Below are 18,334 nucleotides of genomic sequence, written 5' to 3'. Positions count from 1 at the left end.
GCCTGGCTTGTGAAAACGATTGAACAGTCACCACTGTGGGCGATGAGCACCCAGTTCAGCCGCCGGCAAGGTCCATTGCAGCGGCGTCCCGGTGATTTTCAAGGGCACCTGAAGTCGATGGGCTGGTCCCCATGGGGTCTGCTCGACCACCAGTCCCTGATCCTCGTGGGCCTCGGCCCGCAATGGGGTTGAGTCTCCCGCGCCACGCTCGATCAACAGCTTCGCCGTGCGCGCCAGTGACAAACGCGCCGAGCCGCCTCGACCACTTTCCAGGCGCCGGGACAACAACACAATGGCGCTGGCCGCCATCAAATAGCCGGTGCCATGGTCCAGCGCCTGCACCGGCAGCGGGGTCGGTTTGGCGGCCTGTTGCCATGCCATGCCGGCCTCGGCGATGCCGCTGCTCATTTGCACCAGGCTGTCGAATCCGCGGCGGTTCTGCCATGGGCCGCTCCAGCCGTAGGCATTGAGGCTGACATCAATCAGGCCCGGGGCCATTTGCCGACGCTGCTCAACTCCGTAGCCCAGGCGCTCCAAGGCATCGGCGCGATAGCCGTGCAAGAGGATGTCGGCATTGTTGAGCAAGGCCTCGAACGCGGCACGGTCGTTGGATTGATGCAAGTCGAGGCGGGCGCAGCGTTTGCCCAGGGTGACTTCCGGCACCACACCGGGTTCGTTCCAAGTCGGTGGGTCAATGCGCAAGACATCGGCCCCCAGGCCCGCCAGGAAGCGACTGGCAATGGGCCCGGCCAGTACGCGGGTCAAGTCCAGCACCTTGAGGCCGGCCAGCGGCTGGGCCACGGACCCGAGCCAGGGCTTGTGCTGTTCATCGGCGCTTTCACTGAACTGCACCAGCGGCTCGGCATTCACCGCCAGGCCTTGGGGATGTGCCTGCCAAGCCTGCCACGAACGCATCTGGGCGGCGCAACCGCCAGCGTCGACCACCGCTTGTTCCAGCTCGGCCTTGTTCCAGAGCACCACTTTGCTCGCCATGTCGGCGCGGTCGATGCATGTGCCGAGGACTTTCTCTGCGGCAATGCGATGATGAGGCGCGTTGGTGTGCAGGCGAATCCAGCCATCGGCGGTGGCGTAGTCGCCGGCCACCGGGTCCCACATGGGTGGCACGCTCCAGCCGATGGGGCGCAGGGACGTGGAGAACCAGAACGAGGCCAGGCGCCGGTCGACTTCGAGGGGGGGCCGGCGGCCGGTTTGTTGGTGGATGAGCTCGGTGCTCGCCTGGCCGGCCGCGGCGATGCTGGCGCAGGCCAGCTCGGTAACGGCGAACGCCGAGGGCAGGGCGCCGTCGCCGATGAAGGGGATCGGGGTTGTAGGCAAGCCGAGCGCGGCTTGCATGGACGTGAGCAGATCGGTCATCGCAGGCCCTCCAAAGCGAGAGAGCGAGCATAGATCAAAAATCCGTTGGAGACCGCTTGGCAGTCCATCGATAGCAAGTGTCAGGCACCTGTTCCGGTCGGGACCAGATCCACAGGTTGCCCAGAGCCATGCCGACCAGCGCCAGGTAAACCGGCCAGCGAGGGTCGAGCATCGCCAGCATCAGCCCGGCACAGAGCAGCATGCTGGCGGTGGCGCTGACCTTGGCCCGACGTGGGATGACCTTGCCGTTGCGCCAGTTGTGCAACATCGGCCCGAACAGCCGATGGTTTTCCAACCAGGCGCTCAGGCGCGGCGAACTACGGGTCGCGGCCCAGGCGGCCAGCAGGATGAACTCGGTTGTCGGCAGGCCGGGCACGACAATGGCGATCAGGCCGACGGCCAGGCTGGTGTAGGCGAGCAGGGCGAAGAGCAGTCGGGCGGTTTTTGAAGAGCGGTTCATAGTATTGGTTCAGGCATACACATTTCCCTGTGGGAGTGGTGGTGAATTTTCAGGCCAATTCAGTTGCATAGGCGTGCTCTAGCAACACCGTAAACCGGTTGAATGCATCCAGCGCGCCTTTATCTGCTTCGGCTTCCTGCTGTTCGCTGAAGGCCAGGCCGTCGAGGGTGCGGGTGAAGGTTTTCCAGCCTTCGGCGCGACCGCCCGCCGGTTCTGCCAGGTGGCGGGCGCCAAAGGTCTCGCTCAGCCCGAGGCCCACGGCGCGCTTGATCAGGAATGCGGCGCCGAGCTTGGAACCTTCGGAGACGAACAGCCAGCCCAGGGCTTCGGCCTGGGTCGGGTTCTTCACCGCGCCGGGCACCGGGGCCGGTACTTCGGTGCCCAGGTCCGCGAGGTCGGCCTTGGCCGCTTCGGCACGGCAGCGGGTGGGCAGGTCGGGGATCAGGGTGGTCAGTTGCGCGTCGTTGTACAGCGCCACCAGTTCCGATTGGAACAGGTACTGGGCGACGACGAAGCGAGCGAAGCTGGCCGGGGTTTCAAACGGGGCGTGGGCCTTGACCAGTGCGTCGAGCTTGCTGTGGGGCTCGTGGGTGATCTGGTTCAGGCGTTGGGCGCGTGAAACGGGACGTTGGGTGTTCATGAAAAATTCCTTCTTATGAAAACATTGTGCTGCGAAGAGATCTGCGCTGGGCTGTGGGAGCCAAGCTTGCTCGCGAAACAGGCGCCTCGAGTTCTGAAAGACCGCATCGCCTTCATCGCGGGCAAGCCTTGCTCCCACATGACTCCCTCGCCACAGGACATTTTTTGGCTTGCCAACAAAAACCTTTGTCAGATATCCCAAATCAGGTTGACCGCGAAGTTGCGGCCCGGCGCCGTCAGGCGGTCGAGGTTGGCGGGGCTCAGCACTGCTGCTTCGCCGACGCTGTCGTAGCCGCGCACGTCATCCCACAGCCAGTACTTCTTGTCAGTGAGGTTGTAGAGGCCGCCGCTGACGGTGACGTCGGCGGTCACCTTGTAGAACCCGGTCAGGTCGAGAATGCCGAAGCCCGGGGTCTTGAACTGGCTGCTGACGCCGTCTGGCGAGTTGAAGTTGCTGTCGTCGACACGATCTTTTCTCTTCACCAGCGTCCAGCTGAGCAAAGTGCCGTAGTGGTCCTGGTCGTATCCCAGGCCGAACACGCCGGTCAGCGGGTTGACGCTGTTGAGCGGCTCGCCGGTGTCGGCGTTGCGGCCGTAGGCGTAGGCCACCGAACCTTGGGTATACAAGCCCTGAGGCGCGCCAAACAGGTCCAGGTTCAGGCGGCCCCGGACCTCGGCACCCTTGATGGTCGCGTGCTTGATGTTATTGCTCTGGAAGGTCAACTGGTCGGCGCCGGGCGTGATCGCGTCCTCGTTGATGAAATCGCGGTACTTGTTGTAGAACACCGCCACATCGAACGAACCAGAATCGAAACGGCCCTTCAGGCCGGTCTCGTAGCTTTTGCTTTTTTCCGGTTCCAGATCCGGGTTGGGCTCCACGCTATAGCCGGCGCTGGGGTTGTCGAAACGACCGTATAAAGCTTTGGCGGTTGGCGTGCGGAAACCTTCGGCGTACTGGCCGTACCAGGTGTATTCATCGCTCAGGGCATAGGTCAGGCCGAACTTGGGCGAGACGCGATGCCAGGTCTTGTTCTTGCCGCTGACTTCACCGCCGCCGGTAGGGTCCACGGCGTTGAGGAACTCCTCGGTCAGGTGCGGCTTGAGCCGGGTGTAGTCGTAGCGCAGGCCCGGCGTGAAGGTCCAGCGGTCCCAACTGATCTGGTCCTGGGCGAACAGGCTGTAGGTGTTGATGGTCGGGTCCGGGAAATCACTGACTTTTGCCAGGACGTCCCGGGTACTGATGGCGCCAACCGCGGAGCAACCCACGCCCACCGCCAGGCACACGCCGTTGCCGCTGCGCGAACCGGTGACTTTCTGCTGCTTGATCGTGGTGCCATAAGTCAGCGTGTGATCGGTGTCGGCGAGGCTGAAGGCCTTGTCCAACTGCGCGTCGAAGACCCACTGTTTTTCTTCGTAGAGGGTGTCCCGGGTACGCAGCACCTGGCGGGTGATCGGGAAATAGAACTCAGCGGTGCTCTCGGTTGTCTTGGCGATCTGGTGGTTCAGGCTCCACTTCATGTGATCGGCCAGCAGGCTGTCGAGGGCGAAGCTGTGCTCCAGGCCGAAACGCTCGCGGCTGATGGTGTCGTTGCCGGTGCGCCACTGGTACATGCCGCCGGGCAGCACCGAGGTGGGAATGGCCGGCTGGCCGTTGGAGTAGGGGCCGCCATAGGCGCTTTTCAGGTCGGTGTCGCGATCATCCTTGTATTTCTCGTAGACCAGGCCCAGGCGCGCGTCATCGTTGTAGTTCCAGCCGAGCTTGGCCAGCACGTTGTTGGCACGCACGTCTTCCGGGTTGGCGGCGGTGCGGTCCAGGCCGGTGCCGTTGTGGCTGCCGTAGGATTCGGTTTCATGGCCGTCGCGCTGGCTGTAGTGCAACAGGCCGTCGAACGACCCGCTGCGACCGGCGACCGTGGCGGACTTGAGCCAGCTCTCGTCGGCGGAGCTGTAACCGGTCTTCAGGCGCGCGCCGACGTCTTGGCCCGGCTTGATGATGTCGTCCGGATCCAGGGTGAAATAGCTGACGGCGCCACCGATGGCGTTGCTGCCATAGAGCACCGAGGCCGGGCCGCGCAGGACTTCCACGCGCTTGATGATTTCCGGGTCGACGTAGTTGCGCTGGGTCTTGGCGTAGGGGCCGTTGAAGAAACTGCCGGGGATTTCCACGCCGTCGACCTGGGTCAGGATCCGGTTACCGTCGATGCCGCGGATGTTATAGCCGCTGATGCCGCCGCGCTGGCCCGCACCGCCCACCGAAACGCCGGGCTCGTAGCGCACCAGGTCCTTGATGGTGTTGACGTTATTGCGGTCCAGTTCCTGGCGGTCATGGACGGTGACGGTGCTCGGCACGCTGGTGATGTCCTGTTCCAGGCGGGTGGCGCTGATGGTCACCTGCTGCAGGTTCAACACGCCGGCGGTGTTGCGCTTCTCCAGGACGATGCTGTTGTCGCCGAGCTTGCGAAAACTCAGCTGGGTCCCCAGCAACAGGCGCTCCAGGGCTTTCTCCGCGGGCAGTGAGCCGTTCACGCCTGGCGAAGTGGCGCCTTCACCCAGTTCTGCTGGCAGGCCGACCTGCCAACCCGTGACCGCAGTGAATGCATTCAGGGCTGAAACCAGCGACTGCTGGGGAATAGCAAAGGTGTAGTCGCCGATGTTGCGTGCAGGTGATTGCTCGGCGGCGGCGAGGACAGTGGGCACGGTGCCCGCCATCAGGATGGCGGCGGTCAGCAATGACAGGGTGCAAGAAGGGGCAAGGAACCGGCAAGTAAGGCGAGAGGACATCGTTAGCGCTCCGTGTCGCATCTGTTATAGGTGCAGATTCACATCCATGGATGAGAATCAATTGCATTGGCTATAACGAGACGAACCAGCGGAGGCTATCGAGTAAAAATAATTCTCATTTAGTTCAAAATCACCAGCGCCGGAAATTCCTGCAGGCGCGCGGAGGTGATGTGGGCCAGGGAGCGGACCACATCCAACGGCTGATCGAGGCGATAATTACCGGTCACTGCGACATTGGCCAGTTGTTCATTGTTGTTGATGATCCAGCCGGGGTAGTAGCGCCGCAGCTCGGCCAGTACCTGGCTCAGTGGCCGATTCTCGAACACCAGCCGACCCTGGACCCAGGCCAGGTCTGTATTGACATCGAGCCGGGCCGGACGGTCGAAGCCGTTGGGGCCGATGCGGATGCTTTCCCCGGCCGACAGCCGCACATGGGTGTCGTTGCGGTTGGCGCGCAGGTCGACGTCGCCGCGCTGCACCTGGACCTGGGCCACGCCGTCGAGGTAGCGCACCGCAAATGTGGTGTCGCTGACGCTGGCGGTGACCGGGCCGGCGTCAATTTCCAGCGGCAAGTTGCTATTGCCTGGCACGTCAAAGAGCGCCTCGCCCTTGTACAGCCGAGCCACGTGCCGCTGTTCGTTGAACGTACTGGAAAACGCCGAATCGGTGTTGAGCAGGACCTTGGAGCCGTCCTCCAATTGCAGGCGCTGGCGTTCACCGACCACGGTCAAGTGGTCGGCCTGGAAATGCAGGGGCAGGTCGCTGAAGTTGAGCAGGCTCAGCAACAGCACGGCGGCGGTGGCCAGGGGTTTCCAGTGGGCGCGCAGGCGTGAGAGTGCCGTGATTTTCGGTTGAGCCTGGAGCTGCCGGGCGCTTTCAATCACTTGCGGGCCGTTCCAGATCGCCTGGGCCCGAGCGAACGCTTCGCCATGACGCGGATCGGCCGCCAGCCAGGCCTGGAACTGTCGGGTCTGCTCCTCGCTGGGGCTGTCGAGCAGAATCAGCCAGTCCAGCGCCTGCTCCATGGCATGGGCGGTATCCTGCGCCGAAGCGAGCTCAGGGGAGCGGCGGTTGTCCGTCACAGTGGATCCTCGGATTGAGCAAAATGGTAAACGTGTGCGCGGCTTGAAGTTTATAGCTTACCGCGGCCATTGCGTTCAGCCACTTCCACACAGATCGTCATGATCAACCTCAGTTCCTTTTGCACGGTGCTCAGTGACACGCCCAAGCGTTCGGCGATGTCCTGGTAACTGTGACCGTGCAGGCGATTGAGAATGAAGATCTGTTGCTGACGCGGGCTCAGCGCTTGCAGGCTGACGTTGAGGCGCTCGAGCATCTGCTCGGCATGGGCGGCGTCCTCGGCACTGCTCTGGGGAGCGGCCACATTCTCGACGACCTCCAGCGGCACGTTGTCCAGCAGGGTCCGGGATTGGATACGCCGCGCACGCAAATGATCCAGCGCCAGGTTGCGGGCGGTCTGGAAGACGAAAGGTTCGAGATGCTCGACGGTGCGCTCACCCAGTGCGCGGGTGACACGCAGGTAGGTTTCCTGAAGCAGGTCTTCGGCGGTGCTGGGGTTTTTGACCATTCGCTCGAGGGTGCGCAGCAGTGGCGTGCGCTGTGCGAGGAAGAGGTGATGAAAGTGCGATTGACTCACGGTAGGGCTCGATCCGGTTCGAGTAGATGATAATGCTTATCATCTATTCTGATGGTCAAGCCCTGATTTCCTGTCGGCCCCCTGTGGGAGCGAGCTTGCTCGCGATAGCGGTGAGCCAGCCAACACTGTGCTGACTGATCCGACGCCATCGCGAGCAAGCTCGCTCCCACATTAGAGTCCGGCCAACCCCACGAGGATTATTCGGCGTTACACAGCGCCAGACAGTTATCGAGCATGCGGTTGGAGAAGCCCCATTCGTTGTCATACCAGGCCAGTACCTTGAGCAGCTTGCCGCTGGCCTTGGTGTGGTTGGCGTCGAAGATCGACGACAGCGGGTTGTGGTTGAAATCACTGGAGACCAGCGGCAGGGTGTTGTAGCCGAGGATCTTCGAATGCTGGCTGGCATGGCGCAGCAGTTCGTTGACTTCTTCGGCTGACGCTTCGCGCTTGAGCTGCACGGTGAGGTCCACCAGGGAGACGTTGATCACCGGTACACGCACGGCCATGCCGGTCAGTTTGCCCGCCAGTTCCGGCAGCACCAGGCCCACCGCTTCAGCGGCGCCGGTCTTGCTCGGGATCATGTTCTGGGTGGCCGAACGGGCGCGATACGGGTCGCTGTGGTAGACGTCGGTCAGGTTCTGGTCATTGGTGTAGGCGTGGATGGTGGTCATCAGGCCACTTTCGATCCCCAACTCGCGGTGCAGCACCTGGGCCACTGGGGCCAGGCAGTTGGTGGTGCACGAGGCGTTGGAAATGATCTGGTGGGACTGGCGCAGAATGTCGTGGTTCACGCCATACACCACGGTGGCATCGGCACCCTTGGCCGGGGCCGAAATAATCACCTTGCGCGCGCCGGCGCTGATATGGGCCGCGGCCTTGGAGCGGTCGGTGAACAGGCCGGTGCATTCGAACACAACGTCGATTTTTTCAGCGGCCCAAGGCAGTTCGGCCGGGTTGCGGATGGCACTGACCGAGATGCGGTCGCCATTGACCGTCAGGCTTTCGTGGTCATGCTGTACCTCGGCATCGAAGGTGCCGTGGACGGTGTCGAACTTGAGCAGATGAGCATTGATCGCACTGTCGCCCAGGTCGTTGATGGCGACGATCTGCAAGTCGCGACGATAGCCTTGGGTATACAGTGCTCGGAGGACGTTGCGGCCGATGCGGCCAAAACCATTGATTGCGATTCGAAGAGTCATTAACTGCGCCGCCGTCGATTTGTTGTTGGAATTACAAGATTATTCGCATAAAAATAGAAAACAAGCCTTTTTAGTGGCAATATTTTGTTTTATCTACAACGAGTGACCTGAATCAACTGGTCCGAGTGGTCAAAAAACCGTCTGTCGCCCAACGCACATCGGGCTTTTGACCAGCATAGACAATCAGGTCGCCACACCCGTTAGCCTGGAGTTCTACACATGCATCCCCGCGTTCTTGAGGTCACCGAACGGCTTATCGCCCGCAGCCGCGCCACGCGTCAGGCTTACCTTGCATTGATCCGCGGTGCAGCCAGCGACGGTCCGACGCGCGGCAAGCTGCAATGCGCCAACTTCGCCCACGGCGTAGCCGGTTGCGGCACCGAAGACAAGCATCACCTGCGGATGATGAACGCCGCCAACATCGCCATCGTGTCGTCCTATAACGACATGCTCTCGGCCCACCAGCCCTACGAAACCTTCCCGGAACAGATCAAGAAAGCCTTGCGCGAGATCGGCTCGGTCGGCCAGTTTGCCGGCGGTACGCCAGCGATGTGCGACGGCGTGACCCAGGGCGAGGCGGGGATGGAACTGAGCCTGCCGAGCCGCGAAGTGATCGCGTTGTCCACGGCAGTGGCGTTGTCCCACAACATGTTCGACGGCGCGCTGATGCTCGGTATCTGCGACAAGATCGTGCCGGGCCTGATGATGGGCGCGCTGCGCTTCGGTCACTTGCCCACGATCTTCGTGCCCGGCGGGCCGATGGTCTCGGGCATTTCCAACAAGGAAAAGGCCGACGTGCGCCAGCGCTACGCCGAAGGCAAGGCGACCCGCGAGGAGCTGCTGGAATCGGAGATGAAGTCCTACCACAGCCCTGGCACCTGCACGTTCTACGGCACCGCCAACACCAACCAGTTGCTGATGGAAGTGATGGGCCTGCACTTGCCGGGCGCCTCGTTCGTCAACCCGAACACGCCACTGCGCGATGCGCTGACCCGTGAGGCGGCGTTCCAGGTCACGCGCCTGACCAAGCAGAGCGGCAACTTCATGCCGATCGGTGAGATCGTCGATGAGCGCTCGCTGGTCAACTCCATCGTCGCACTGCACGCCACCGGTGGCTCGACCAACCACACCCTGCACATGCCGGCCATCGCCATGGCGGCAGGCATCCAACTGACCTGGCAGGACATGGCCGACCTCTCCGAGGTGGTGCCAACCCTGAGCCACGTCTACCCGAACGGCAAGGCTGACATCAACCACTTCCAGGCGGCGGGCGGCATGTCGTTCCTGATCCGTGAACTGCTGGAAGCCGGTTTGCTTCACGAAAACGTCAACACCGTGCTCGGTCACGGCTTGAGCCGCTACACCCAGGAACCGTTCCTGGAGGATGGCGAGTTGGTATGGCGCGACGGCCCGATCGAAAGCCTCGACGAAAACATCCTGCGTCCGGTGGCCCGCGCGTTCTCGCCTGAAGGCGGCTTGCGGGTGATGGAAGGCAACCTGGGCCGCGGGGTGATGAAGGTCTCCGCCGTGGCCCTGGAAAACCAGGTCGTCGAAGCGCCTGCGATGGTGTTCCAGGATCAGCAGGATCTGGCCGATGCATTCAAGGCCGGCCTGCTGGAGAAGGATTTCGTCGCGGTGATGCGCTTCCAGGGGCCACGCTCCAACGGCATGCCGGAGCTGCACAAGATGACGCCGTTCCTCGGTGTATTGCAGGACCGTGGCTTCAAAGTGGCGTTGGTGACCGACGGACGCATGTCCGGCGCATCGGGGAAAATCCCGGCGGCGATTCACGTCAGCCCCGAAGCTTATGTCGGCGGCGCGTTGGCCCGAGTGCAGGAGGGCGATATCATCCGCGTCGATGGCGTCAAAGGCACCTTGGAGTTGAAGGTGGACGCCGAGGAATTCGCCGCGCGCACACCGGCCAAAGGCCTGTTGGGCAACAACATCGGCACCGGTCGCGAGCTGTTCGGTTTCATGCGCATGGCCTTCAGCTCGGCAGAGCAGGGCGCCAGCGCCTTCACTTCTGCCCTGGAGACGCTTAATTGAAACTGGCTTTGGTCGGTGACATCGGTGGGACCAACGCGCGTTTCGCGTTGTGGAAGAACCACAACCTGGAAAACATCCAGGTGCTGGCGACCGCGGATTACGCCTGCCCGGAAGATGCCATCAAGGTTTACCTCAGTGGCATGGGCATGGCGCCGGGCGCGATCGGTTCGGTGTGCCTGTCGGTGGCAGGGCCGGTGAGCGGCGATGAATTTCGTTTCACCAACAATCACTGGCGTCTGAGCAATCTGGCGTTTTGCAAGACCCTGGAGGTGGAGAAGCTGCTGCTGGTCAATGACTTCTCGGCCATGGCCCTGGGCATGACCCGTTTGCGCCCTGATGAATACCGGGTTGTCTGCGAAGGCACCCCGGAGCCAAGGCGCCCGGCGGTGGTGATCGGCCCGGGCACCGGGTTGGGCGTCGGTACGCTGCTGGATTTGGGAGACGGGCGTTTCGCGGCGTTGCCGGGGGAGGGCGGTCATGTCGACCTGCCGATGAGCAGCCCACGGGAAACCCAGCTCTGGCAACACATTTACAACGAGATCGGTCACGTCAGCGCCGAAACGGCCCTGAGTGGCAGCGGCTTGCCGCGGGTGTACCGGGCCATCTGCGCGGTGGACGGCCATACGCCGGTGCTCGACACCCCTGAGTCCATCACCGCTGCGGGCCTGGCCGGCGACCCCATTGCCCTGGAAGTGCTTGAGCAGTTCTGCTGTTGGCTGGGGCGTGTGGCCGGTAACAATGTGCTGACGCTCGGTGGCCGCGGCGGTGTCTACATCGTCGGCGGAGTGGTCCCGCGTTTCGCCGACTTCTTCCTGGAAAGCGGTTTCGCCCGTTGTTTCGCCGACAAGGGCTGCATGAGCGATTACTTCAAGGGCATCCCGGTCTGGCTGGTGACCGCGCCTTACTCCGGCCTGATGGGCGCGGGTGTGGCGTTGGAGCAATCGACTCCAGTTTGAAATGTGATCCCCTGTGGGAGCGAGCTTGCTCGCGATGAAGGAGTGTCAGTCGCCATTGATGTTGACTGATACACCGCTATCGCGAGCAAGCTCGCTCCCACAGGTGTTTGTAGTGTGTTTGCAGTCCTCATCCATCAGGCATAATCCGCCCCAATCCAAACAACAAGGACGAGGCTCGTGAGTTCAGTGAACAAATCGATTTTGTTGGTCGACGACGACCAGGAGATTCGCGAACTGCTGGACACTTACCTCAGTCGCGCGGGTTTTCAGGTGCGCACCACGCCCGATGGCGCCGGCTTTCGCCAGGCGTTGAACGAGGCACCGAGCGACCTGGTGATCCTCGACGTGATGCTGCCGGATGAAGATGGCTTCAGCCTTTGTCGCTGGGTTCGCCAGCACCCGCGCCAGGCCCATGTCCCGATCATCATGCTCACCGCCAGTTCCGACGAGGCCGACCGGGTTATCGGCCTTGAGCTGGGCGCCGATGATTACCTGGGCAAACCCTTCAGTCCCCGCGAGTTGCAGGCGCGTATCAAGGCCCTGCTGCGGCGGGCGCAGTTCGGCCAGGAACGCTCCGGCGGCGAGGTGTTGGCCTTCGACGAGTGGCGGCTGGACATGGTCAGCCATCGGCTGTTCCATACCGACGGTGAGGAGGTGATTCTCTCCGGTGCCGATTTCGCCTTGCTCAAGCTGTTTCTCGACCATCCCCAGGAAATCCTCGACCGCGACACCATCGGCAATGCGACCCGTGGTCGTGATCTGATGCCCCTGGACCGGATCGTCGACATGGCGGTCAGTCGCCTGCGCCAGCGCTTGCGTGACACCGATAAACCGCCACGGCTGATCCGCACAGTGCGCGGCAGCGGTTATCAACTGGCGGCCAGTGTGGTTGCCAGCAATGGTCATTGATTGGGTCAAGAAAGTCGCCCGACGGGTGCCGGTGCCGCGCTCGTTACTGGGACGGATGTTGTTACTGACCTTGCTGGTGGTGTTGTTCGCCCAGACCCTGTCCAGCGTCATCTGGGTCTCGCAATTGCGCGCCACCCAGCTCGAGGGGTTGGTCACCAGTGCCCGTAGCCTGGCCCATTCGATGACTGCCAGCGTCAGCTATTTGCGTTCGTTGCCGGTGGCTTACCGGCCGTTGGTGCTGGATCAACTGCGCAGCATGGGCGGTACGCGGTTTGTCGTGACCCTCAACGATAAGCCCCTGGACATGGACGTGCTGCCGGTCACACCGCGCAAACTGGCGGTGCTCAAGGCGGTGGACGATGTACTGCGCCGGTCCCTGGGCAATAGCGCCGACATCGCGGTCAATTTTGTCAGCCCCGACGACCTGCGGATATTCAACGCCGGGCTCAAGCTCGACGAGCTGCCCCGCTCATGGGCCCACTACGCGCTGACCCTTGAACCGGTGAACCCGCCGGTGCTGGTCACGCAAATCCAGATGGCACCGGGCGAATGGCTGTACATCGCCTCACTGCTTCCCGAGCCCTATACCAGCCTCGAAGAACAGGACCTGCCCAAGCAACAGGTCGGCTTCATCTTGCTCACCAGTAGCTTGTTGTTGCTGTTCATCGGCTTGCTGGTGCACTGGCAGAGCCGGCCCCTCAAGCGTTTGGCCCGGGCGGCGCGGGACATGTCCCTGGGCGCCGAAGTGGAACCGGTGGCCGAGGGCGGCGGCAGCGAAGTGGTGGAGGTGGGCCGTGCATTCAACGCCATGCGCGAACGCATCAGCCGTTACCTGACCGAACGTAGCCAATTGTTCAGCGCGATTTCCCACGACTTGCGCACACCGATCACTCGGCTGCGCTTGCGCGTCGAGCTGTTGGAAGACGAAAACCTGCAAGCCAAGTTCGGCCGCGACCTGGACGAGCTGGAGTTGCTGGTCAAAGGCGCGTTGCAATGCGTCAAGGACACCGATATCCACGAAAACATCGAGCCGGTGGACCTCAATCATGTACTCGATTGTCTCGTCGAACCCTACCTGGCGCCCAACGGCAACGGCCGGGTGACCCAGGATGGCCGGGCGCTGGCGCCGTATTCCGGCAAGCCGCTGGCCCTCAAGCGCTGCATCGGCAACCTGATCGACAACGCCTTGAAGTACGGGCAGAACGCCCACCTGCACATCGACGACGATGAAACCGCGTTCATCCTGCACGTCGACGATGAAGGCCCGGGCGTGCCGGAACAACGCCTGGAGCAAGTTTTCGAGCCGCACTTTCGCCTGGCCGGGCAACAGCAGGGCTATGGCCTGGGCCTGGGCATCGCCCGCAACATCGCCCATAGCCATGGGGGCGAAGTGAGCCTGCAGAACCTGCGCGAGGGTGGGTTGCGGGTGACGTTGCAGTTGCCTCGCAGTGTGGATTGATTAGACCGCGTTATCGTTCTTCGCGAGCAAGTTCGCTCCCACATTGGCCCTCATTGGAGACGGATATTGTGTTCGACACAGATCCTCCTGTGGGAGCGGGCTTGCTCGCGAAGACGTCAGTAGCCTCGACACATCCCAGAGGGGAATGTCACAACTCGGTGACATAACTCGCCCCTTTCGTTACCTGCCCTCTGTCATCCCTTGTTTAGACTCCCTGCGTCAAAACAACAAAAAAGGTACCGCCGATGGACACCTTTCAACCGGCCTTCAGCAGTTGGCTGAATGCCCCTGCCCACCAGCAATGGCTCGCCGCCGAAGGCTTGCGACTGCTGGCGTTCGCCAAGGCCTCGAAGCTGCCGGACGGCTTTGGCAACCTGGACGACCAAGGCCGCCTGCCGCTCGATGCCCGGGCCGAAACCATGAACACCGCGCGCATGACCCACAGCTTCGCCATGGCCCACATCCAGGGCCTGCCGGGTTTCGCCGAACTGGTGGACCACGGTGTCCAGGCCCTCAGCGGCCCTTTGCGCGACGCCGAACACGGTGGCTGGTTTGCCTCGGCGCAACCCGAGGAAGACGCCACTGGCAAAGCCGCCTACCTGCATGCATTCGTAGCCCTGGCCGCGAGTTCCGCAGTGGTGGCCCAGCGTCCCGGCGCCCAGGCGTTGCTGGACGAAGCGGTGCGGATCATCGACACACATTTCTGGAGCGAAGAGGAGGGCGCCCTGCGCGAGTCCTTCAACCGTGACTGGAGCGTCGAGGAGGCCTATCGCGGCGCCAACAGCAATATGCACGCCACCGAAGCCTTCCTGGCCCTGGCCGATGTCACCGACGATCCTCGCTGGCTGGCCCGTGCCCTGCACATCGTCGAACGGGTCATCCATGGCCATGCCGCCGCCAACGACTACCTGGTGGTGGAGCATTTCGATCGCCAGTGGCAGCCGTTGCGTGAGTACAACCAGGACAATCCCGCCGATGGTTTCCGCCCCTACGGCACCACCCCCGGGCATGGTTTCGAGTGGGCGCGCCTGCTGCTGCATCTCGAAGCGGCACGGGTGCAGATCGGCATGCTGACCCCCGGCTGGCTGGCCCAGGATGCGCAAAAGCTCTTCGACCAGAACTGCCGCCATGGCTGGGACGTCGATGGCGCGCCGGGCATCGTCTACACCCTGGACTGGGACAACCGCGCCGTGGTTCGCCATCGCCTGCATTGGGTTCACGCTGAAGCGGCGGCGGCTGCCAGTGCCTTGCTCAAGCGCACCGACGAGGCAAAATACGAAGCCTGGTATCGGCGCTTCTGGGAGTTCTGTGACAAACATTTCATCGACCGTTGCAACGGCAGCTGGCATCACGAACTCGACCCGCAAAACCGCCCCAGCGCCGACATCTGGCCGGGCAAGCCGGACCTCTATCACGCCTGGCAAGCGGTGTTGATTCCGCGCCTGCCCCTGGCACCCAGCATGGCTACGGCCCTGGCGAAATTGTCCAGTCCTGCGCCTGTGTAACCATGTCGTGACATTTACGCGTCCCTTCGTTACCTGCGAAGGGATTTCCCCTGTTTAGAATCCATGCAGCGCAAGCACCAGACTTGCATGCATAACAACAAGAAAGGTACTTCTAGATGAATGCGATTTCTCGCCTCGCTACTGTCATTTCTCTTGCTTCCCTGCTTCCCGTCGCAGCATTCCCTGTCAGCGCTCTTGCCGCCGAATCCAAAGGTTCCGTGGAAGTCGTCCACTGGTGGACGTCGGGTGGCGAAAAAGCCGCAGTCGATGTGCTCAAGGCCCAGGTAGAGAAAGACGGCTTTACCTGGAAGGACGGCGCTGTCGCCGGTGGTGGTGGTTCCACCGCCATGACCGTGCTCAAGAGCCGTGCCGTGGCCGGCAACCCACCGGGTGTGGCCCAGATCAAGGGGCCGGACATCCAGGAATGGGCGTCCACCGGGCTGCTCGACACCGACGTCTTGAAAGATGTTGCCAAAGCTGAGAAGTGGGACAGCCTGCTCGATAAGAAAGTCTCCGATACCGTGAAGTACGAAGGTGACTACGTTGCCGTGCCGGTGAACATTCACCGCGTCAACTGGCTGTGGATCAACCCGGAAGTCTTCAAGAAAGCCGGCATCGAAAAAGCCCCGACCACCCTCGAAGAATTCTACGCCGCCGGCGACAAACTCAAGGCTGCGGGCTTCATTGCGCTCGCCCACGGTGGCCAGCCTTGGCAGGACAGCACGGTGTTCGAAGCCGTGGTGCTCTCGGTCATGGGCGCTGATGGCTACAAAAAGGCTCTGGTCGATCTCGACAACAAGGCCCTGACCGGTCCGGACATGGTCAAGGCGCTGACCGAGCTGAAGAAAGTGGCGACCTACATGGACGCCGACGGCAAGGGCCAGGACTGGAACCTGGAAGCGGCCAAGGTCATCAACGGCAAGGCCGGCATGCAGATCATGGGTGACTGGGCCAAGAGCGAGTGGACCGCCGCGAAGAAAGTCGCCGGCAAGGACTACCAGTGCGTAGCTTTCCCGGGCACCGAAAAGGCCTTCACCTACAACATCGACTCCCTGGCGGTGTTCAAGCAGAAAGACAAAGGCACTGCGGCCGGTCAGCAGGATATCGCCAAGGTCGTGCTGGGTGAGAACTTCCAGAAAGTCTTCAGCATCAACAAGGGTTCGATCCCGGTGCGCAACGACATGCTGGCCGACATGGCCAAGTACGGCTTCGACTCCTGCGCCCAGACCGCCGCCAAGGATTTCCTGACGGACGCCAAGACCGGCGGCCTGCAGCCGAGCATGGCGCACAACATGGCGACCACGCTGGCGGTACAGGGTGCCTTCTTTGACGTGGTGACCAACTACATCAACGACCCGAAAGCCGACCCTGCCGATGCCGCCAAGAAGCTTGGCGCAGCGGTGCAGTCTGCCAAGTAACCGTTAGCAGCGCAGGTCCTCCTGTGGGAGCGAGCCTGTGGGAGTAAAGCTTGCTTGCGATGAATGATAACGCGGTCATTTGAAAGACCGAGGCGCCTTCATCGCGAGCAAGCTCAGCTCCCACACAAGCCTGCTCCCACAGGGAATGCCTTTGTAATCATTACCCTTTGTGCGGGATCTTCCCATGAGTTCTGTTGCTGTGTTCAGCAAGGCCTCGCCGTTCGATGCATTGCAACGCTGGCTACCAAAACTGGTGCTGGCGCCGAGCATGTTCATCGTTCTGGTGGGCTTCTATGGCTATATCTTGTGGACGTTCGTTCTGTCGTTCACCACCTCGACCTTCTTGCCGAACTACAAATGGGCCGGGCTGGCGCAATACGCGCGGTTGATGGACAACGACCGCTGGTGGGTGGCGAGCAAGAACCTGGCGCTCTTTGGCGGCATGTTCATCGGCATCACCCTGGTGATCGGGGTGCTGCTGGCAGTGTTTCTTGACCAGCGCATTCGTCGTGAAGGTTTCATCCGTACCATTTACCTGTACCCGATGGCGCTTTCGATGATCGTCACCGGTACGGCCTGGAAATGGTTGCTCAACCCGGGTATGGGCCTGGACAAATTGTTGCGTGACTGGGGCTGGGAAGGTTTCCGCCTGGACTGGCTGATCGACCCGGACCGTGTGGTGTATTGCCTGGTGATCGCGGCGGTATGGCAGGCCTCGGGCTTCATCATGGCGATGTTCCTGGCCGGCCTGCGCGGGGTTGATCAATCGATCATCCGCGCCGCGCAGATCGATGGTGCGAGCATGCCGCGCATCTACTGGAAAGTGGTGCTGCCAAGCCTGCGTCCAGTGTTCTTCAGCGCAGTGATGATCCTGGCGCACATCGCGATCAAGAGTTTCGACCTGGTGGCGGCGATGACGGCTGGCGGGCCGGGTTATTCCTCCGACCTGCCTGCGATGTTCATGTATTCCTTCACCTTCAGTCGTGGCCAGATGGGCATGGGCTCGGCCAGTGCGATTCTGATGCTCGGTGCGATTCTCGCAATCATCGTGCCTTACCTGTACTCCGAGCTGAGGACCAAGCGTCATGACTAGTCTTGCTGCCAAACCTTCCATCAGCTTGAGTCGCATCGCGATCTACGCGGTGTTGATCCTCGCTGTATTGCTGTACCTGGTGCCGCTGGTGGTCATGCTGTTGACCAGCTTCAAGACCCCGGAAGACATCAACACCGGTAACCTGCTGAGCTGGCCGACCGTGGTCACCGGCATCGGTTGGGTCAAGGCCTGGGCCACGGTCGACGGCTACTTCTGGAACTCGATCAAGATCACCGTCCCGGCGGTGCTGATCTCTACCGCTATCGGTGCGTTGAACGGCTACGTGTTGTCGATGTGGCGCTTTCGCGGTTCGCAGTTGTTCTTCGGCCTGTTGCTGTTCGGTTGCTTCCTGCCGTTCCAGACCGTCCTGCTGCCGGCCTCGTTTACCCTCGGCAAGATGGGCCTGGCCAGTACCACCACCGGCCTGGTGTTTGTGCACGTGGTCTACGGCCTGGCGTTCACCACGCTGTTCTTCCGTAACTACTACGTCAGCATTCCCGATGCGCTGGTGAAGGCTGCGCGGCTGGACGGTGCGGGTTTCTTCACCATCTTCCGGCGGATCATCCTGCCGATGTCCACCCCGATCATCATGGTTTGCCTGATCTGGCAGTTCACGCAGATCTGGAACGACTTCCTGTTCGGCGTGGTGTTCTCCAGCGGCGATTCACAGCCCATCACGGTGGCGCTGAACAACTTGGTCAACACCAGTACCGGGGCCAAGGAATACAACGTTGATATGGCGGCGGCGATGATCGCCGGGCTGCCGACCCTGCTGGTCTATGTGGTAGCAGGCAAGTATTTCGTGCGCGGTCTCACGGCCGGCGCAGTCAAGGGGTAA

At 62.0% G+C, this 18,334-nt stretch carries 15 protein-coding genes; 8 read left to right on the top strand and 7 right to left on the bottom strand.

What is annotated here, in order from left to right:
• Positions 1-27 precede the first annotated feature (27 nt).
• The 7 genes from ACWNZ1_RS26880 to gap all read right to left on the bottom strand — a co-directional run bounded on the left by ACWNZ1_RS26880 (position 28) and on the right by gap (position 8,110).
• Complete coding sequence (locus ACWNZ1_RS26880; protein ID WP_135844045.1) at positions 28-1,374, bottom strand: CoA transferase; 1,347 nt, start codon at positions 1,372-1,374, stop codon at positions 28-30.
• A 34-nt stretch (positions 1,375-1,408) separates the two neighbouring features.
• The gene (locus ACWNZ1_RS26875; protein WP_135844046.1) at positions 1,409-1,834 is read right to left on the bottom strand and encodes a YbaN family protein; all 426 of its coding nucleotides are present in this window, start codon (positions 1,832-1,834) and stop codon (positions 1,409-1,411) included.
• Positions 1,835-1,883: 49 nt separating this feature from the next.
• Entirely contained in the window at positions 1,884-2,474 is a 591-nt protein-coding gene (locus ACWNZ1_RS26870) for a biliverdin-producing heme oxygenase (RefSeq protein WP_256452290.1), read from the bottom strand.
• Positions 2,475-2,662: 188 nt separating this feature from the next.
• Positions 2,663-5,254 (bottom strand): TonB-dependent receptor, encoded by a 2,592-nt coding sequence (locus ACWNZ1_RS26865; protein ID WP_256452291.1) that lies wholly within the window; start codon positions 5,252-5,254, stop codon positions 2,663-2,665.
• Positions 5,255-5,373: 119 nt separating this feature from the next.
• Positions 5,374-6,336 (bottom strand): FecR family protein, encoded by a 963-nt coding sequence (locus tag ACWNZ1_RS26860; protein ID WP_456027980.1) that lies wholly within the window; start codon positions 6,334-6,336, stop codon positions 5,374-5,376.
• Between the two features lie 50 nt (positions 6,337-6,386).
• The gene (locus ACWNZ1_RS26855) at positions 6,387-6,911 is read right to left on the bottom strand and encodes an RNA polymerase sigma factor (RefSeq protein ID WP_256452292.1); all 525 of its coding nucleotides are present in this window, start codon (positions 6,909-6,911) and stop codon (positions 6,387-6,389) included.
• A gap of 197 nt (positions 6,912-7,108) precedes the next feature.
• Positions 7,109-8,110: a type I glyceraldehyde-3-phosphate dehydrogenase gene (gene gap, locus ACWNZ1_RS26850; protein ID WP_135844052.1), complete on the bottom strand. Its 1,002-nt coding sequence runs from the start codon at positions 8,108-8,110 to the stop codon at positions 7,109-7,111.
• Positions 8,111-8,329: 219 nt separating this feature from the next.
• Between gap and edd the strand changes: the two genes are divergently transcribed.
• From edd to ACWNZ1_RS26810, 8 genes are all read left to right on the top strand, one after another.
• Positions 8,330-10,156 (top strand): phosphogluconate dehydratase, encoded by a 1,827-nt coding sequence (edd, locus tag ACWNZ1_RS26845; RefSeq protein WP_072348871.1) that lies wholly within the window; start codon positions 8,330-8,332, stop codon positions 10,154-10,156.
• Complete coding sequence (locus tag ACWNZ1_RS26840; protein ID WP_135844054.1) at positions 10,153-11,112, top strand: glucokinase; 960 nt, start codon at positions 10,153-10,155, stop codon at positions 11,110-11,112. Before edd ends, ACWNZ1_RS26840 begins: the two co-directional genes overlap by 4 nt.
• 177 nt (positions 11,113-11,289) lie before the next feature.
• Positions 11,290-12,021 (top strand): response regulator, encoded by a 732-nt coding sequence (locus ACWNZ1_RS26835; RefSeq protein WP_135844055.1) that lies wholly within the window; start codon positions 11,290-11,292, stop codon positions 12,019-12,021.
• Positions 12,011-13,480 carry an ATP-binding protein gene (locus ACWNZ1_RS26830; RefSeq protein ID WP_135844056.1) on the top strand — a complete coding sequence of 490 codons (1,470 nt, stop codon included), beginning with the start codon at positions 12,011-12,013 and terminating at the stop codon, positions 13,478-13,480. The genes ACWNZ1_RS26835 and ACWNZ1_RS26830 overlap by 11 nt, the downstream gene beginning before the upstream one ends.
• A gap of 245 nt (positions 13,481-13,725) precedes the next feature.
• Positions 13,726-14,985, top strand: a complete 1,260-nt coding sequence (locus ACWNZ1_RS26825) for a D-mannose isomerase (RefSeq protein ID WP_456027979.1) — start codon at positions 13,726-13,728, stop codon at positions 14,983-14,985.
• A gap of 116 nt (positions 14,986-15,101) precedes the next feature.
• Positions 15,102-16,403 (top strand): ABC transporter substrate-binding protein, encoded by a 1,302-nt coding sequence (locus tag ACWNZ1_RS26820; RefSeq protein ID WP_135844058.1) that lies wholly within the window; start codon positions 15,102-15,104, stop codon positions 16,401-16,403.
• 184 nt (positions 16,404-16,587) lie between these two features.
• Complete coding sequence (locus tag ACWNZ1_RS26815; RefSeq protein ID WP_135844059.1) at positions 16,588-17,496, top strand: carbohydrate ABC transporter permease; 909 nt, start codon at positions 16,588-16,590, stop codon at positions 17,494-17,496.
• Positions 17,489-18,334: a carbohydrate ABC transporter permease gene (locus ACWNZ1_RS26810; protein WP_053214453.1), complete on the top strand. Its 846-nt coding sequence runs from the start codon at positions 17,489-17,491 to the stop codon at positions 18,332-18,334. Before ACWNZ1_RS26815 ends, ACWNZ1_RS26810 begins: the two co-directional genes overlap by 8 nt.

Source organism: Pseudomonas sp. CFBP 5748 (assembly GCF_053850495.1).
The sequence above is the reverse complement of the archived record's forward strand: the minus strand, read 5'-3'. Positions and strand labels throughout refer to the sequence as shown.

Excerpts from the sequence above, each read along its gene's own strand:
- ACWNZ1_RS26815 (WP_135844059.1), top strand. The coding sequence starts at position 16,588 with ATGAGTTCTGTTGCTGTGTTCAGCAAGGCCTCGCCGTTCGATGCATTG.
- ACWNZ1_RS26865 (WP_256452291.1), bottom strand. The coding sequence starts at position 5,254 with ATGTCCTCTCGCCTTACTTGCCGGTTCCTTGCCCCTTCTTGCACCCTG.
- edd (WP_072348871.1), top strand. The coding sequence starts at position 8,330 with ATGCATCCCCGCGTTCTTGAGGTCACCGAACGGCTTATCGCCCGCAGC.
- ACWNZ1_RS26830 (WP_135844056.1), top strand. The coding sequence starts at position 12,011 with ATGGTCATTGATTGGGTCAAGAAAGTCGCCCGACGGGTGCCGGTGCCG.
- ACWNZ1_RS26810 (WP_053214453.1), top strand. The coding sequence starts at position 17,489 with ATGACTAGTCTTGCTGCCAAACCTTCCATCAGCTTGAGTCGCATCGCG.
- gap (WP_135844052.1), bottom strand. The coding sequence starts at position 8,110 with ATGACTCTTCGAATCGCAATCAATGGTTTTGGCCGCATCGGCCGCAAC.
- ACWNZ1_RS26880 (WP_135844045.1), bottom strand. The coding sequence starts at position 1,374 with ATGACCGATCTGCTCACGTCCATGCAAGCCGCGCTCGGCTTGCCTACA.
- ACWNZ1_RS26875 (WP_135844046.1), bottom strand. The coding sequence starts at position 1,834 with ATGAACCGCTCTTCAAAAACCGCCCGACTGCTCTTCGCCCTGCTCGCC.
- ACWNZ1_RS26825 (WP_456027979.1), top strand. The coding sequence starts at position 13,726 with ATGGACACCTTTCAACCGGCCTTCAGCAGTTGGCTGAATGCCCCTGCC.
- ACWNZ1_RS26870 (WP_256452290.1), bottom strand. The coding sequence starts at position 2,474 with ATGAACACCCAACGTCCCGTTTCACGCGCCCAACGCCTGAACCAGATC.
- ACWNZ1_RS26820 (WP_135844058.1), top strand. The coding sequence starts at position 15,102 with ATGAATGCGATTTCTCGCCTCGCTACTGTCATTTCTCTTGCTTCCCTG.